General features: G+C 59.9%; 15 protein-coding genes. 14 read left to right on the forward strand and 1 reads right to left on the reverse strand.

Annotated features, from left to right (window positions below):
- Positions 1–122 precede the first annotated feature (122 nt).
- Positions 123–1,676: a nitric oxide reductase transcriptional regulator NorR gene (gene norR / locus FH041_RS21445; RefSeq protein ID WP_049695472.1), complete on the reverse strand. Its 1,554-nt coding sequence runs from the start codon at positions 1,674–1,676 to the stop codon at positions 123–125.
- A 153-nt stretch (positions 1,677–1,829) separates the two neighbouring features.
- On the opposite strand from norR, the gene hmpA reads away from it, so the two are divergent.
- The 14 genes from hmpA to FH041_RS23080 all read left to right on the forward strand — a co-directional run bounded on the left by hmpA (position 1,830) and on the right by FH041_RS23080 (position 14,700).
- The gene (gene hmpA, locus FH041_RS21450) at positions 1,830–3,008 is read left to right on the forward strand and encodes an NO-inducible flavohemoprotein (protein WP_028688215.1); all 1,179 of its coding nucleotides are present in this window, start codon (positions 1,830–1,832) and stop codon (positions 3,006–3,008) included.
- A gap of 380 nt (positions 3,009–3,388) precedes the next feature.
- Positions 3,389–3,895 carry a disulfide bond formation protein B gene (locus tag FH041_RS21455; protein WP_027916567.1) on the forward strand — a complete coding sequence of 169 codons (507 nt, stop codon included), beginning with the start codon at positions 3,389–3,391 and terminating at the stop codon, positions 3,893–3,895.
- 555 nt (positions 3,896–4,450) lie between these two features.
- On the forward strand, positions 4,451–5,395 hold the full coding sequence (cyoA, locus tag FH041_RS21465) for a ubiquinol oxidase subunit II (protein ID WP_023533467.1): 945 nt from the start codon (positions 4,451–4,453) through the stop codon (positions 5,393–5,395).
- Between the two features lie 3 nt (positions 5,396–5,398).
- A complete protein-coding gene (cyoB, locus tag FH041_RS21470; RefSeq protein WP_023533473.1) occupies positions 5,399–7,417 on the forward strand; it encodes a cytochrome o ubiquinol oxidase subunit I in 2,019 nt (672 codons plus the stop codon).
- 3 nt (positions 7,418–7,420) lie between these two features.
- A complete protein-coding gene (cyoC, locus tag FH041_RS21475; RefSeq protein ID WP_023533465.1) occupies positions 7,421–8,041 on the forward strand; it encodes a cytochrome o ubiquinol oxidase subunit III in 621 nt (206 codons plus the stop codon).
- Positions 8,041–8,373 (forward strand): cytochrome o ubiquinol oxidase subunit IV, encoded by a 333-nt coding sequence (cyoD, locus tag FH041_RS21480; RefSeq protein ID WP_023533459.1) that lies wholly within the window; start codon positions 8,041–8,043, stop codon positions 8,371–8,373. Before cyoC ends, cyoD begins: the two co-directional genes overlap by 1 nt.
- A gap of 11 nt (positions 8,374–8,384) precedes the next feature.
- Positions 8,385–9,272 carry a heme o synthase gene (cyoE, locus tag FH041_RS21485; protein ID WP_023533464.1) on the forward strand — a complete coding sequence of 296 codons (888 nt, stop codon included), beginning with the start codon at positions 8,385–8,387 and terminating at the stop codon, positions 9,270–9,272.
- 308 nt (positions 9,273–9,580) lie between these two features.
- Positions 9,581–10,789, forward strand: coding sequence for an alanine transaminase (gene alaC / locus FH041_RS21490; RefSeq protein ID WP_028688214.1), 1,209 nt, complete (start codon positions 9,581–9,583; stop codon positions 10,787–10,789).
- A 131-nt stretch (positions 10,790–10,920) separates the two neighbouring features.
- Positions 10,921–12,048 (forward strand): hypothetical protein, encoded by a 1,128-nt coding sequence (locus tag FH041_RS21495; RefSeq protein WP_140175053.1) that lies wholly within the window; start codon positions 10,921–10,923, stop codon positions 12,046–12,048.
- A 147-nt stretch (positions 12,049–12,195) separates the two neighbouring features.
- Positions 12,196–12,579 (forward strand): YkgJ family cysteine cluster protein, encoded by a 384-nt coding sequence (locus FH041_RS21500; protein ID WP_027916564.1) that lies wholly within the window; start codon positions 12,196–12,198, stop codon positions 12,577–12,579.
- Positions 12,580–12,786: 207 nt separating this feature from the next.
- Complete coding sequence (locus FH041_RS21505) at positions 12,787–13,350, forward strand: GNAT family N-acetyltransferase (RefSeq protein WP_027916563.1); 564 nt, start codon at positions 12,787–12,789, stop codon at positions 13,348–13,350.
- A 79-nt stretch (positions 13,351–13,429) separates the two neighbouring features.
- Positions 13,430–13,969, forward strand: coding sequence for a hypothetical protein (locus FH041_RS21510; protein ID WP_027916562.1), 540 nt, complete (start codon positions 13,430–13,432; stop codon positions 13,967–13,969).
- An 18-nt stretch (positions 13,970–13,987) separates the two neighbouring features.
- Positions 13,988–14,374, forward strand: a complete 387-nt coding sequence (locus FH041_RS21515) for a lysozyme inhibitor LprI family protein (protein ID WP_088523825.1) — start codon at positions 13,988–13,990, stop codon at positions 14,372–14,374.
- Between the two features lie 203 nt (positions 14,375–14,577).
- On the forward strand, positions 14,578–14,700 hold the full coding sequence (locus FH041_RS23080; RefSeq protein ID WP_257225204.1) for a hypothetical protein: 123 nt from the start codon (positions 14,578–14,580) through the stop codon (positions 14,698–14,700).
- The last annotated feature ends 27 nt before the right edge of the window (positions 14,701–14,727 follow it).

Here is a 14,727-nt window from a genome sequence, read left to right on the forward strand (position 1 = left end):
GTCCTCTGGAACGCGATGCGGCAGCCTCGACTGGTGAGTCGAGGCATGGGCGTTTAGGAGATATAGCAGCCGTGTTCAGACCAACCAGAGGCTTTCTGGGTTAATCCTTTTGTGAGGCATCCCTAGCGGATACCTAGCCGCCGGGCCAGGCGGCTGAGGTTCGCGCGGTCGAGTTCGAGCGCTCTTGCGGTGGCTGCCCAGTTGCCCTGATGTTGATCCAGGCAGGCCTGGATCAGCTGGCGTTGGTAGATGTCCAGCGCCTGGCGCAGGCCTCCAGCACCCAGGTCGGGTACCGTCGTCTCAGGGGCTGGAGCGGGCTGCGAATGGAGTGAGGTAGGTGGTTGCAGATCCAGATCGGCAGCGGTCAAGGACAAGATCCTGGGGCGTACCGTTTGTCGGCCCAACGCCTTGAGCGCCGAGCGGCCTATCAGATGCTCCAGTTCACGCACGTTGCCCGGCCAGTCGTAGGCCAGGATTGCAGCTTGAGCGTCCGCGCCCAGTCGTAGGCTGCTCAGGCCCAAGCGTGAGCGATTCTGTTCGAGGAAGTAGCCTGCCAGCAGCAACACGTCGCGTGCGCGTTCCCGCAGAGGAGGGACATGCAACGGATAGACGCTCAGACGGTGGTAGAAATCGGCACGCAAGCGCCCGTTGCGCACCTCGGCGGCCAGATCACGGTTGGTGGCGGCGATCAGGCGCACATCGACGTGGTGTTCGCGGTCTGAACCCAGCCGCTGCAACTGTCCGCTTTGCAACACGCGCAGCAGCTTGGCTTGTACCGCCAGCGGCAACTCGCCCACCTCGTCGAGAAACAAGGTGCCCCCATGGGCCAGTTCGAACTTGCCCCGGCGGTCTGCATGGGCGCCGGTGAAGGCCCCGCGCACGTGGCCGAACAGCTCGCTTTCCACCAGCGTGTCGGGCAGCGCTGCGCAGTTCAGGCTGATCAGCGGCTTGTGGGCCCGGCTGCTCGCCTGGTGCAGGGCCTGGGCCACCAACTCCTTGCCCACCCCGGTCTCGCCGGTGATCAGCACGGTGAGATCGCTGCTGCCCACCAGTCGGATTTCCTCCACCATGCGCTGGTGGGCCGGGCTCTGGCCGATCAGCTCTCGGTCCTGACCACTGGCCTGGCGGTACACCTCCGCCCGCTGATGCTCATTTTCCGCACGCAGGGCCAGGCGTTCGATCCGCTCGGCCACGGTCACCGTCGCAGCGGCCAGGCTGGCAAAGGCTTGCAAGGCGTCGAGCTCCAGGCTCTGGAACTGGCCGGGCGTCAGGGCATCGAGGGTGACCAGCCCCCACGGGCGCTCATCGACCATCAAAGGGCAACCCATGCAGTCGTGAACCTCCAAGTCCACATCCGGCGTATTGACCAGGCCATCGTAAGGGTCTGGCAGCTCGGAGTCGCTGGCAAAGCGGGTAGGGGAGGGGCTGCTCAACAGAATCTGAAAACGTGGATGCTCACTGACCTTGAAGCGACGGCCAAGGGTGTCTGGGCTTAGGCCGTCCACGGCCAAGGGCACCAGCCATTCGCCATCGAGCCGGAGCAAGGCGGCAGCGTCACAGGGCAACAGACTCCGCATGGCTTGCAGTAAACGGCGATAGCGTTCCTGATCAGGCAGGTCGCGAGACAGGTCGCTGACCAGTGGCAGCAAGGCGGTAAGCAGTGGCTTGGCAGTCATAGGGACTCCTGTGGGTCTAATTGACTATACGCCGCCCTGAGTCATTTAGACATGCTGCGGCTTGAAGGCCGCGGATTCGCTGCGCGCTGGACTTGGCACGAATGATGAAAAGACTGAGCATCATTCGAAGCCCCAGGCTCAGGAGTTGCTGCAATGCTCAATGCCGAACAACGTGCGATCATCAAGGCCACCGTTCCATTGCTGGAAACAGGCGGCGAGGCACTGACCACTCATTTTTACCAGATGATGCTCAACGAGTATCCCGAGGTACGCCCACTGTTCAACCAGGCGCATCAGGCCAGCGGTGATCAGCCCCGTGCCTTGGCCAATGGCGTGCTGATGTATGCCCGTCATATCGACCAGCTCGAACAGCTGGGCGGTCTGGTGGGCCAGATCATCAACAAGCATGTGGCGCTGCAGATCCTGCCCGAGCATTACCCGATCGTTGGCCGCTGTTTACTGCGGGCCATCGAGGAAGTGTTGGGCACAGACATTGCCACGGCCGAGGTAATCGATGCCTGGGGCGCAGCCTATGGCCAGTTGGCAGACATACTCATTGGTGCTGAAGAAAACCTTTACAAGCAAAAGGAAGAGGCCGACGGCGGGTGGCGAGGGGCTCGCGAATTCCGACTGGCACGGCGGGTGGAAGAAAGCCTCGAGATCGTCTCCTTCTACTTCGCACCGGTGGACGGCAAGCCGGTGCTCAAGGCTGAACCAGGGCAGTACATCGGCCTGAGGCTGATGATCGATGGTGCAGAGCAACGCCGCAACTATTCGCTCTCCGCCTTGTGCGACGGGCGTGAATATCGGATCAGCGTCAAACGCGAATCCGATGGCAAGGTCTCCAACTACCTGCATGACCACCTGAGGGTAGGTGACACCCTCGAATTGTTCCCGCCAGCCGGTGATTTCACACTGGCCGCCAGTGACAGACCGTTAGTGCTGATCAGTGGGGGCGTGGGCATTACGCCTACCTTGGCCATGCTAGAAGCAGCCTTGCCGACCGGGCGGCCGGTGCACTTCATTCACTGCGCGCGCAATGGACAGGTGCATGCATTTCGCGAGTGGCTCGACACTCAGGCAGCGCGGCATCCGCAGCTCAAGCGTTTCTACTGCTACGCCGAAGCGGATGAAGCAGCCCACGCCGATGCCGTGGGCCTGCTGGACCAGCATCTGCTGGGCGAATGGCTCCCTCGCGAGCGCGATGTGGACGCCTACTTCCTCGGACCGAAGCCCTTCATGGCCGCCGTTAAACGCCAGCTTCTGGCCTTGGGCGTACCCGAGCAACAGACCCGCTACGAGTTCTTCGGGCCGGCCGCAGCGCTGGCGTAAGCGCATTAGCGCCTAGTGACTATATATAAAGAAGCGTAACGGCCAGGCGCAAGGTCGGCCGTCTCTGGGGCTGCAAGGCAGCCCCTTCCTGCGAAGACGAGATCGCCAGGGCGATACGTGTCTGAGCGTTAATCCTGCATTAACCCAGCTGCCATTCACTCCTGCTGAGCGAGAAGCAGGCGGCAACGGCGGCCTGTTCGGTAGCTTCAATTTTCGCTGCCCCTCGTTGAACCGTCCTGCCAATGCCCGGTCTGAGCCACACCCCATTGCCGCCTGGAATATGTATCCATGAAAGGCGGGGCGCCCAGGCAACCGGCGTCTGTGTAGAATTACGCCGGGCTGGCGGAATACGCTGCGACTATCCATCCAAGGAACCGGCAATGAATGATCAAACATCGCGCCTGAATCGGGAACGGCGCTTTCTGGTACTGTTGGGCCTGATCTGCGTTTCGCTGATCGGTGGCGCTCTCTACATGCAGGTAGTGCTGGGCGAGGCGCCATGCCCGTTGTGCATCCTTCAGCGCTATGCGCTCCTGTTCATCGCCGTCTTTGCATTCCTGGCCGCAGCCATGCCCGGGCGACGCAGCCTGACCTTCTTCGAGGCACTGGTGGTGGTCAGCGCCATTGGCGGAATCATTGCAGCCGGCAACCATGTGTATATACTCGCCAACCCCATGGTCAGTTGTGGCATCGATACCCTGCAGCCCATCGTCGATGACTTGCCCTTGGCCAAGCTCTGGCCGCTGGCGTTTCAAGTGGACGGCTTCTGCAGCACGCCTTACCCACCGGTGCTGGGCCTTTCGCTGGCGCAATGGGCATTGATTGCCTTCGTCCTGACGGCGTTGCTGGTGCCACTTGGCATCTACCGCAACCGTCGCCGCCCTTAGACAAAAGTCCCTGAATCCAACAAGGTTTTCAGGCGCTCGATCAAGGTCGGGAAACCCCTGGGAAGTTGATCCAGATCAAGCTGTAGCCCTTGCTGAATGCGGGTTGCAGGGCTATAGCCAGGGGTGCGACAAAGTGTCGCGAAGTTGAATTTATCGGCGTTATTGTTACAGATCCTGTAAAGGACTGTTGCTCAATAAGTCATAGTCAAGGGTTGGCGACCTATCTACAATCGCCCCCAATTTCCGTTCGGCACTGCTTGCAAGTCGCAGGATTGAAGGAAGCCCCAGCGCTCCTTTTTGCTGACTTCGTCAAGTTTCGCCCAACGGCGATACCGGGCGGACCCCCCTCCGCGTTTTCCGCACCAAATGGAATTGGTCTGCTATACAGGCCTTTGCCTACGAAACCAAAAGCACCGCTAACTCGCTTGAAGCCAAGGTCCTGCAGTCGGGCCCAGGCAGGAGCGGGTACGGGCGCGCAATGCCTCACTTGGTTGGACGAAGTGTTGGCTACCAAACACCAATTGCATTGAAGCAAGCTGATCTAGAGGTCGTGAGATGAGTAAAAAGCGTTACCCCAGACTGTTTGGCATATTGCCCTTTTTAGGCATGCTTTTACTCAGTGGGTGCAACTGGACCCTGCTCGACCCGAAGGGACAGGTCGGCATTGAGCAAAAGAACCTGATCCTGATCGCAATCGGCCTGATGCTGCTGGTCGTCGTGCCAGTCATCATCATGACCGTGGTGTTCGCCTGGAAGTATCGCGCTTCCAACAAGGCAGCCACCTACACCCCGGACTGGTCTCACTCGACCAAGATCGAGGCTGCGGTGTGGATCATCCCGATTCTGATCATCATCGTGCTGGGTTACGTGACCTACAAGTCCACCCACAGGCTCGACCCGTACCGTCCTCTGGATTCCGACGTGAAGCCCGTGCAGATCGACGTCGTCGCGCTAGACTGGAAGTGGCTGTTCATCTACCCGGAACAAGGTATCGCCACGGTCAACAAGATCGTCTTCCCGGCCAATACCCCGGTCAACTTCCGCGTCACCTCCGACGCCGTGATGAACTCGTTCTTCATCCCGGGCCTGGGCGGCCAGATCTACGCCATGGCGGGCATGACCACCAAGCTGCACCTGATCGCCAACGAGAACGGCGTGTTTGACGGTATCAGCGCCAACTACAGCGGTGCTGGCTTCACCGGCATGAAATTCAAGGCTACTGCCACGTCCCAGGAAGACTTCGAGAAGTGGGTCGCCGAAGTCAAGCAGTCGCCGAAGAAGCTGGGCAAGGCCGAATACGAAGCCTTGGCCAAACCAAGCGAAAACAACCCAGTCACGCTGTATAGCGAGGCCTCGCCTGACCAGTTCCAGCTGATCGTCGACAAGTACGAAGGCATGAACCGCGGTCGTTCGAGCCACGAAGAAGCTGGCAGCAAAGACCTGGCCACTACCAAGGGTGTGGAATCGAGTATGCAACCAGCTGCCGGTGCAGAGGAGTAAGAGATGTTCGGTAAATTAAGCCTGGAGGCGATACCCTATCACGAGCCGATAGTCATGGTGACACTCGCCATTATCGCGCTCGGTGGTATCGCTGTCGTTGGTGCGGTCACCTACTTCCGCAAGTGGTCCTACTTGTGGACCGAGTGGTTGACGACCGTCGACCACAAGAAAATCGGGGTGATGTACATCATCGTCGCGATGGTCATGCTGCTGCGCGGCTTTGCCGACGCCATCATGATGCGGACCCAGCTGGCTGTTGCCACCGGTGGTTCCGAAGGCTACCTGCCGCCTGAACACTATGACCAGATCTTCACCGCCCACGGTGTGATCATGATCATCTTCATGGCGATGCCATTCTTCACCGGCCTGATGAACCTCGCGGTTCCTCTGCAGATCGGTGCGCGTGACGTGGCCTTCCCGTTCCTGAACTCCCTGAGCTTCTACCTGCTGCTGGCAGGCGTGCTGCTGGTGAACATCTCGCTGGGCGTTGGTGAATTCGCCAAGACCGGTTGGGTTGCCTATCCGCCGCTCGCGGGTATTCAGTACAGTCCGGGCGTGGGTGTCGACTACTACATCTGGGCGCTACAGCTCTCAGGATTGGGTACGACGCTGACAGGCGTGAACTTCCTCGTCACCGTGATGAAGATGCGCGCACCTGGCATGAAGCTGATGGACATGCCCATCTTCACCTGGACCTGCACCTGGGCAAACGTCCTGATCGTGGCTTCGTTCCCGATCCTGACCGCTGCACTGGCACTGCTGACCGTTGACCGTTATCTGGACTTCCACATCTTCACCAACGAGCTTGGTGGGAACCCGATGATGTACGTCAACCTGTTCTGGGCCTGGGGTCACCCTGAGGTTTACATTCTGATCCTGCCGGCCTTCGGCGTGTTCTCGGAAGTGACCTCCACCTTCTCCGGCAAGCGCCTGTTCGGCCACCACGCGATGATCTACGCATCGGGTGCGATCGCTGTACTGGGCTTTGCGGTTTGGCTGCACCACTTCTTCACCATGGGTGCCGGCGCCAGCGTCAACACCTTCTTCGGCCTGGCGACGATGCTGATCTCCATTCCGACGGGTGTGAAGCTGTTCAACTGGCTGTTCACCATCTACCAGGGCCGTCTGCGCTTCACTGCGCCGATCCTCTGGACCCTGGGCTTCATGATCACCTTCTCCATCGGTGGCATGACTGGCGTTCTGCTGGCTGTACCGGGTGCTGACTTCGTGCTGCACAACAGCCTGTTCGTGATCGCCCACTTCCACAACGTGATCATCGGTGGTGCGGTATTCGGCTACATCGCCGGCTTCGCCTACTGGTTCCCGAAAGCCTTCGGTTTCACCCTGAACGAGAAGTGGGGCAAAGCTGCCTTCTGGTTCTGGATCTCGGGCTTCTACGTGGCATTCATGCCGCTGTACGCACTGGGCTTCATGGGTATGACCCGTCGTCTGAACCACTCGGACAACCCACTGTGGGAACCCTACCTGTACGTTGCCGTGGTCGGTGCCGTGCTGATCCTGTTCGGTATCGCCTGCCAGCTGATCCAGCTGTTCGTATCGGTTCGCGATCGTCACCAGAACCTGGACGTGACCGGCGACCCATGGGGCGGCCGTACCCTGGAATGGTCGACTTCGTCGCCACCTCCGTTCTACAACTTCGCCCACATGCCTGAGAAGGTTGGCCTGGATGCCTGGCACGAAGCCAAGGAAGCCGGTGTTGCCTACAAGGTGCCGGGCAAGTACGAAGCGATCCACATGCCGAGCAATACCTCTACCGGTTTGTTCATGGGTCTGTTCCTGACCATCTTCGGCTTCGCTTTCATCTGGCACATCTGGTGGCTGGTCGGCGCAAGCCTGGTTGCAACCATCGCTGTCTTCGTTCGCCACGCTGCGCGTGACGACCAGGGCTTCATGGTTCCGGCCGAAGAAGTGGCGCGCATCGAAGGCGAGCGCATGAAAGCGTTGGCCAATGCAGGTGCTCTGCCTGCCGGCGCACGTGTCGAATCGTTTGAGCGGGTGTAATCAATGTCCAGTCAAGTAATGCACGGTGCTCATGGTCACGACCATGGGCACGACGATCACCACCACGACTCGGGCCAGATGACCGTACTGGGCTTCTGGCTGTACCTGATGACCGACTGCATCCTGTTTGCGTCGCTCTTCGCCACCTACGCGGTGCTGTCCGGGAGTTTTGCCGGCGGCCCGTCGGGTCATGACATCTTCGAGCTCAAGTTCGTAGCTGTCGAAACGCTGTTCCTGCTGCTGTCCTCGATCACCTTCGGCTTCGCCATGCTGAAGATGTTCGCCGGTAACAAGGCAGGCGTACTGGGCTGGTTGGCTGTGACCTTCCTGTTCGGTGCGGGCTTCATCGCGATGGAAATCTACGAGTTCCATCACCTGATCGGCGAAGGCTTCGGCCCGAACCGCAGTGGCTTCCTGTCGGGCTTCTTCGCGCTGGTAGGCACCCACGGTCTGCACGTGACGGCTGGTCTGATCTGGATGGCAATCATGATGTACCAGATCAACAAGCACGGCATCACGCCGACCGCCAAGACCCGCATGAGCTGCCTGAGCCTGTTCTGGCACTTCCTGGACGTGGTCTGGATCTGCGTATTCACCGTCGTCTACCTGCTGGGGGTTCTGTAATGGCTAACGCACACGACACTCATCACGAAGGCAGCCACGGCAGCGTCAAGTCGTACATGATCGGTTTCGTCCTGTCGATCATCCTGACCGCGATTCCGTTCGGCCTGGTGATGTACCCAAGCCTGCCGAAGAACCTGACCGTTCTGATCGTTGTGGCCATGGCCGTGATTCAGGTAGTGGTACACCTGGTGTACTTCCTGCACATGGACCGCTCGAAAGAGCAACGCAACAACGTATCGACGTTCCTGTTCACCGCCATGGTGATCGCGCTGCTGGTTGGCCTGTCGCTGTGGATCATGTTCAGCATCCACGTCGAAATGCTGGCCAAGTGAGGTAAGACTGCATGTCCGTTAAGCACTTTATCCAAATCACCAAACCGGGGATCATTTTCGGTAACGTGCTTTCCGTGGCAGGCGGTTTCTTCCTTGCCGCGAAGGGCCATGTGGACTTCGCCCTGCTGCTGGCAGTGGTCGTTGGTACTTCCCTGGTGGTGGCGTCCGGTTGTGCATTCAACAACTGCATCGACCGCGACATCGACCAGAAAATGGAGCGCACCAAGAACCGCGTGATGGTACAGGGTGGCATGTCACTGCCCCTCGCGCTGATCTACGCCACCCTGCTTGGGGTGGCGGGTTTCAGCTTGCTGTACGTGCAGGCCAACCCCTTGTCCGCGTACTGCGCACTGATCGGCTTCGTGGTCTATGTAGGCTTCTATAGCCTGTGGCTCAAGCGTAAATCGGTGCACGGCACCTTGGTCGGCAGCCTGTCCGGTGCCATGCCGCCTGTCATTGGCTACTGCGCTGTCAGCAATAGCTTCGACCTGGCGGCTGTGACCCTGCTGGTGATGTTCAGCCTGTGGCAGATGCCGCACAGCTTTGCCATCGCCATCTTCCGCTTCAAGGACTACAGCGCCGCAAACATTCCGGTATTGCCGGTGGCGCGTGGCATCCTGGCTGCGAAGAAGCAGATCGTGCTGTATGTGCTGGCGTTCGTGCTTGCGACCTTGATGCTCACCCTCGGCGGTTACGCTGGCCTCGGCTACATGGCCGTGGCAGCTGCCATGGGCCTTTACTGGCTGTACATGGCCTGGGGTGGCTACAAGGCCGAAGACGACAGCAAATGGGCGCGCAAAGTGTTCGGCTTTTCCATCCTCACCGTCATGGCCCTGAGCCTGATGATGGGGGTGGACAGCCAGACGGCTGCTGACGTGCTGATGACCTACGCACGCTGAAACCACGCCTGCTTCACGAAAACCCCGGCCTGAGCGCCGGGGTTTTTTATGTCTATTTGGGGCCTGTGGCGGGTGAGCCAGACCCCTCGCTTGGTTTGTAGAGCTTTTTTGGAACAGGCCTACCAGCGATGGTGAGGCGCACCACTGCGCGCTTTGGCGCTACAAAAAATGCCCCTGTTTAGATAATAAAAAACAGCAGATTACCCTTTACAAGACACCTATATCGGCACTATCTTCTGAATCAGGTCGCCGCATGCGGCCAGCGTCGCTCGGACGGTTCCGGGCGCTTACGTTTTTTAGAGGAAACCATGGCCACTCCAGGTTTGCCGCGCCGTTTTGCGCGCATCGATCGTCTCCCGCCCTACGTCTTCAACATCACTGCCGAGCTCAAGATGGCTGCCCGCCGCCGTGGCGAGGACATCATCGACCTGAGCATGGGTAACCCCGATGGCGCCACGCCGCCGCATATCGTCGAGAAGCTGGTGCAGGTCGCTCAGCGCGAGGATACCCACGGCTACTCCACATCCCGCGGCATCCCGCGCCTGCGTCGCGCTATCTCGAACTGGTACAAGGAACGGTACGAGGTCGACATCGACCCCGAAGATGAGGCCATCGTCACCATTGGTTCGAAAGAGGGCCTGGCGCACCTGATGCTGGCCACACTGGACCAAGGCGATACGGTACTGGTACCCAACCCCAGCTACCCGATCCATATATACGGGGCTGTCATCGCCGGGGCCCAGGTGCGTTCTGTCCCGCTTGTGCCGGGCGTGGACTTCTTCAACGAGCTTGAGCGGGCCATTCGCGAGTCGATCCCCAAGCCCAAGATGATGATTCTCGGCTTCCCGTCCAACCCGACTGCCCAATGCGTGGAGCTGGACTTCTTCGAACGCGTGGTGGCATTGGCCAAGCAATATGGCGTGCTGGTGGTCCACGACCTGGCGTATGCCGACATCGTGTACGACGGCTGGAAGGCGCCATCGATCATGCAGGTGCCTGGCGCCAAGGACATTGCGGTGGAGTTCTTCACCTTGTCCAAGAGCTACAACATGGCCGGCTGGCGGATCGGCTTCATGGTCGGCAACCCCGAACTGGTCAATGCCCTGGCGCGCATCAAGAGCTACCACGACTACGGCACGTTCACGCCTTTGCAGGTGGCTGCCATTGCAGCGCTGGAAGGGGATCAGCAGTGCGTACGGGATATTGCCGAGCAGTACCGCCAGCGTCGCAATTTGCTGGTCAAGGGTTTGCACGAGTTGGGCTGGATGGTCGAGAACCCCAAGGCGTCCATGTACGTCTGGGCCAAGATCCCGCCTGAGTACGCACACCTGGGTTCGCTCGAGTTTTCCAAGAAGCTGCTTGCCGAGGCCAAGGTATGTGTCTCGCCAGGCATCGGCTTTGGGGACTATGGTGATGACCATGTGCGCTTTGCCCTGATCGAAAACCAGGACCGGATCCGTCAGGCCATCCGCGGTATCCGCCAGATGTTCCGGGCTGACGGGCTGGCGCGCAAGTAATCCGTGACGGCCTGCCGCTGGCGTTGCCGGCGGCAGGTGCGCTGCGCTCAATGGTGGGGTGGGCTTCCGAATGTGCCTTGCCTCGCTGACTGATTACCTTCGGCACTCATTTCTCGCACGATGATAGTGACATGAGTGTTTTTACCGCCTATTTCTGTGGGACAGGTTCCCATCGCTTCGACGACACCAACACCAACTTCTGGAACGGCGAACTGGTCTCGACCCTGGCAAGCCATGACCAAGGCCGCGAATTTGCCCACTGGGTCGCTGTCGACGGTCCGGGCAGCGGCAATCTCCAGGACGACAGCCTGTTCGTCGATCCCGGCGGCTACTACAACTGGACAGGGCAGTTGTTTGGCCGTGGCTGGGAAGAAAACGTCAGCCATGTGCTGCAGATCATCAAGGGCGAAAACCGCTGGCAGCGCACCAAGCTAAGCGAAGCCGAGTACAAACGCCTCAAGGATGCCGGCGTCCCTGTGCCAGAGGTGGCTTCGACCGCTTCGTGGTTCTGGAGAACCTATGACTACGGCGATCGCCACCCCACGCCGCAAGAGCTGCAAGAGCGCATCATTCATCTGTTCCGCAAGCCGCGCGTGCCTACCCAGGTCAACCTGGTCGGCTGGAGCCGCGGCGGCATCAGCTGCCACATGCTGGCCAATGCCATGGCCAAGGACCCTGAACTGTGTGATGTCCCGGTCAACATTTTTACCATTGACCCGGTTCCAGGCATTGGCAATGTGCAGCCAGAGCGCGTGATGCTGCCGGGCAATGTGCGCGAGTATGTGGGCTTCTACTCCCGTGACGAACGCTCCAAAGGGTTCGCCTGTGTGGTGCCAGGCGTGCAACCCGGTACCCGGATAAGCGTGTTTCCCATGCCGGGTCGGCACGCGACGTTGGTGGGGAATGCGTCGGTTGACGGTGCGGGCAGCGGCGAAGTGCTCGTCGAGCCGGGTTTGGTGGTCAGGCACTACGCCGAAGTATGCCTGAGGCGCTGGGGTGTCGAATTGGCCAAGTGCCTGAACTTGAGTGACGGACAAGTGATGGCCTATCACAAGGCAATGGCAGACTGTGAGGACCGGTACCAAGCAATGCGTCGTGCGTCCTACACCCTTGTGACCGAAGGTAGCCCTGACGACCGGCTGTTACACCAGGGCACCCGGCAAACGACCTTCAGCCATGTGCGCGGTGATCCCTATCGCCCAGCCGCGGGCCTTGGCCTGAATCAATGCGATGGCGATACCTATAAAGCGCTGCGCTAACTGAAATCGAGGGGCGAATAGGGTGTCTGGTGAAAGCCAAGCGCCTGCGGTTATTTTTTTCTGCCCCTCTATTCAATCACCCCCGCTTGGACCGAGAATGGCTGCTCGGGCCAGCCCCGATCTCAACCACCTTTCTTCCGTGCAATCATGTCCGAATATAACCCTTGCCTTGACTGCGGCGCTTGCTGCGGGTACTTCCGTGTGTCCTTCTTCTGGGGTGAATGCCAGTCCTCCGGCGGTGTGGTGCCTGACGATCTGGTGGTGCAAGTGAGTCCGTCTCGGGTGGCCATGATTGGCACCGACGCCAAGCCCTGCCGCTGCATTAGCCTGCAGGGCGAGGTGGGGCAGGGTGTGGCCTGCGCCATCTACGCCAACCGTTCCAGTCCCTGCCGCGAGTTCGAGGCGTCGTGGGAAGGGGGCGTACACAACCCACGCTGTGATACCGCCCGGGCCGCCTACGGGCTACCGCCATTGACCCCGCCTGGGGCGAATGAGCCGCATTGGCCCGATGATGGGGCTGAGGTCGCCTAAGCCCGTATCTAAGCGTGCGCGCACGAGCGTCTTGGATCTGAATCGTTGACAGGGAAGTCGGTAGGATTCGCCATCTCTGACAGAGTCGCGATGCGAAGCTGAATGCGTTGGCTGTCGACTGTGGCCCGCCGTGCAGTTTTGCACTGCCTGAAGGTCGCGCTTGACGCTAAACTGTCATCTTACCCAGCAATGGACAGGTGAGCCGGCGTGACCCCACCCCGAAGTTTCCCGAGTGATCTGTGTCTCGATAGCCCGCGCCTTTACCTGCGCCCCATGCGCCACGCCGATGCGGCGAAGTGGTTGGCGATCATGGCCGACCCTGAGGTCATGCGGTACTGGCACCACGCGCCCTGGCAGAATCTGGCTGAAGCCCAGAGCGCGCTGGCAGCTGACCGTGAAGCGTACGCCAATGGCGAGCAACTCAAGTTGGGTATGTACCGCCGGGACAACGGCGAACTGATCGGTATGGTTCAACTGTTCAACATCGACGACACCTCCCGGCGAGGTGAGATCGGCTATTGCCTGGCCAGCGCTGTGCAGGGCAGGGGATACATGGATGAAGCGTTGACGTGCTTTATCGACTACATCGCCAATACCCTGCACATGCGCCGCCTGGAAGGCGAGATCGACCCTCGCAACCAAGGCTCGGCGCGTACGTTGGAGCGCCAGGGGTTCGTGCTGGAGGGCACCCTGCGAGCGCGCTGGTGCGTGGGCGGTGAGCTGTCGGACTCGGGTATCTACGGGCTGCTGCTGGAACCGCCGGTGGCGTGAGAGGCTGCGATCACCCAGTTTGGAAGCGGGGGATGACATGGGTTATGGTCATCCCCTGTGCCGACCTTCCAGGTGTCCTTTGCCCGCTTTTTACCTCAGCATTACCCTCCTGTTGTACCTGGTCGCCCTGTGTCTCGATGGCGCCTCGATGAGTGACGGCCACCACATGCCCGCCCTGCAGATGCTGCTGTACGGGCCTTGGGGCATACCATTCGGCCTGCACCAGTGGTTTGCCAACCCGTTGCTCGCCCTGGCCATCCTGGCGCATCGGCGCTTTCGCCGTTTGGCCCTGCTGCTGGGGCTTTGTGCGCTGTATCTGGCAGGGACCAGCCTGGGTATCGACCGCCTGCCTGACAACCAGAGTTATGAGTTCCACGACCTGACGGGCTTGGCGGCAGGCTTCTACGTGTGGGTGGCAGCGATGCTGGTGTTTTGCTTTGGTCAGGGCTGGTACTGTCTGAAAGCGCGCCAAGCCGCTGATATGCCTGGGTGGAATTGGGCGGACGTTACCCTGATTGCAGCATTGGCGGTGATGTTGTATGCCGCCACACAGATGCCGTCGCTGCGCTTCGAGCCGAGCAGGGTGTTGATGCCGCCGGAGCAACCTCAAACGCTTTGACCTTCACGGAGAGTTCGCATGATCAAGCACTATCTGGCTGGGCTGGCATTGGCGTGCTGCACGCCGCTGGCCATGGCCGACGATCCGTCGCCCGCTTATGCCCGCTGTATGGACAATGCCTCCAGTACCCTGGCCATGGGTGAATGCCTCAAGGCCGAGACGCAGGTACAGGACCAGCGTCTGAACGGCGTCTACAAACAGCTGCTGGGTAAACTGCCGGCGGATCAGCAAAAGAGCCTGCGCGATGTGCAGCGCAAGTGGCTGGCTTATCGGGATGCCAACTGCCAGTTTCATCGCACGGCCAGTGGCGGCACCATGGCGCAGCTTGAGGGCGGGACCTGCCTGATGGACATGACCCAAGAGCGGGCGGCGGAGCTTGAGCGCGTATTGGATCCGCAGCGGTGATGGTGGCTTGTGCTGGTGTAGTTGAGGCTATGTTGTAATTGCGTGGGCGTTCTTACGCCCATACGCAAAGTTGGCCACTCGTTACAACTTGGGTAACAGTGCCTTGTCATGATTCTGTAAGTGCATCTTATTTGTCCCTTCTCATTCATACTAATCCGGTTCAGTATTGCAGGCGCTCCTGCCTACTCTAAGTAAAACTGCTGTTGCTGTTGCTGTTGCTGTTGCTGTTGCTGTTGCTGTTGCTGTTGCTGTTGCTGTTGCTGTTGCTGTTGCTGTTGCTGTTGCTGTTGCTGTTGCTGTTGCTGTTGCTTCTAAGCGCGCGGTAGTCCAGGCAACACAGATCGCGACTTCAG

It is taken from the genome of Pseudomonas sp. SWI7, from assembly GCF_006351945.1.
Classification (GTDB): Bacteria; Pseudomonadota; Gammaproteobacteria; order Pseudomonadales; family Pseudomonadaceae; genus Aquipseudomonas; species Aquipseudomonas fulva.

What these genes read in the sequence shown, in the direction of transcription:
- norR (WP_049695472.1), bottom strand. Translation starts at nt 1,676, where the DNA reads ATGACTGCCAAGCCACTGCTTACCGCCTTGCTGCCACTGGTCAGCGAC.
- hmpA (WP_028688215.1), top strand. Translation starts at nt 1,830, where the DNA reads ATGCTCAATGCCGAACAACGTGCGATCATCAAGGCCACCGTTCCATTG.
- FH041_RS21455 (WP_027916567.1), top strand. Translation starts at nt 3,389, where the DNA reads ATGAATGATCAAACATCGCGCCTGAATCGGGAACGGCGCTTTCTGGTA.
- cyoA (WP_023533467.1), top strand. Translation starts at nt 4,451, where the DNA reads ATGAGTAAAAAGCGTTACCCCAGACTGTTTGGCATATTGCCCTTTTTA.
- cyoB (WP_023533473.1), top strand. Translation starts at nt 5,399, where the DNA reads ATGTTCGGTAAATTAAGCCTGGAGGCGATACCCTATCACGAGCCGATA.
- cyoC (WP_023533465.1), top strand. Translation starts at nt 7,421, where the DNA reads ATGTCCAGTCAAGTAATGCACGGTGCTCATGGTCACGACCATGGGCAC.
- cyoD (WP_023533459.1), top strand. Translation starts at nt 8,041, where the DNA reads ATGGCTAACGCACACGACACTCATCACGAAGGCAGCCACGGCAGCGTC.
- cyoE (WP_023533464.1), top strand. Translation starts at nt 8,385, where the DNA reads ATGTCCGTTAAGCACTTTATCCAAATCACCAAACCGGGGATCATTTTC.
- alaC (WP_028688214.1), top strand. Translation starts at nt 9,581, where the DNA reads ATGGCCACTCCAGGTTTGCCGCGCCGTTTTGCGCGCATCGATCGTCTC.
- FH041_RS21495 (WP_140175053.1), top strand. Translation starts at nt 10,921, where the DNA reads ATGAGTGTTTTTACCGCCTATTTCTGTGGGACAGGTTCCCATCGCTTC.
- FH041_RS21500 (WP_027916564.1), top strand. Translation starts at nt 12,196, where the DNA reads ATGTCCGAATATAACCCTTGCCTTGACTGCGGCGCTTGCTGCGGGTAC.
- FH041_RS21515 (WP_088523825.1), top strand. Translation starts at nt 13,988, where the DNA reads ATGATCAAGCACTATCTGGCTGGGCTGGCATTGGCGTGCTGCACGCCG.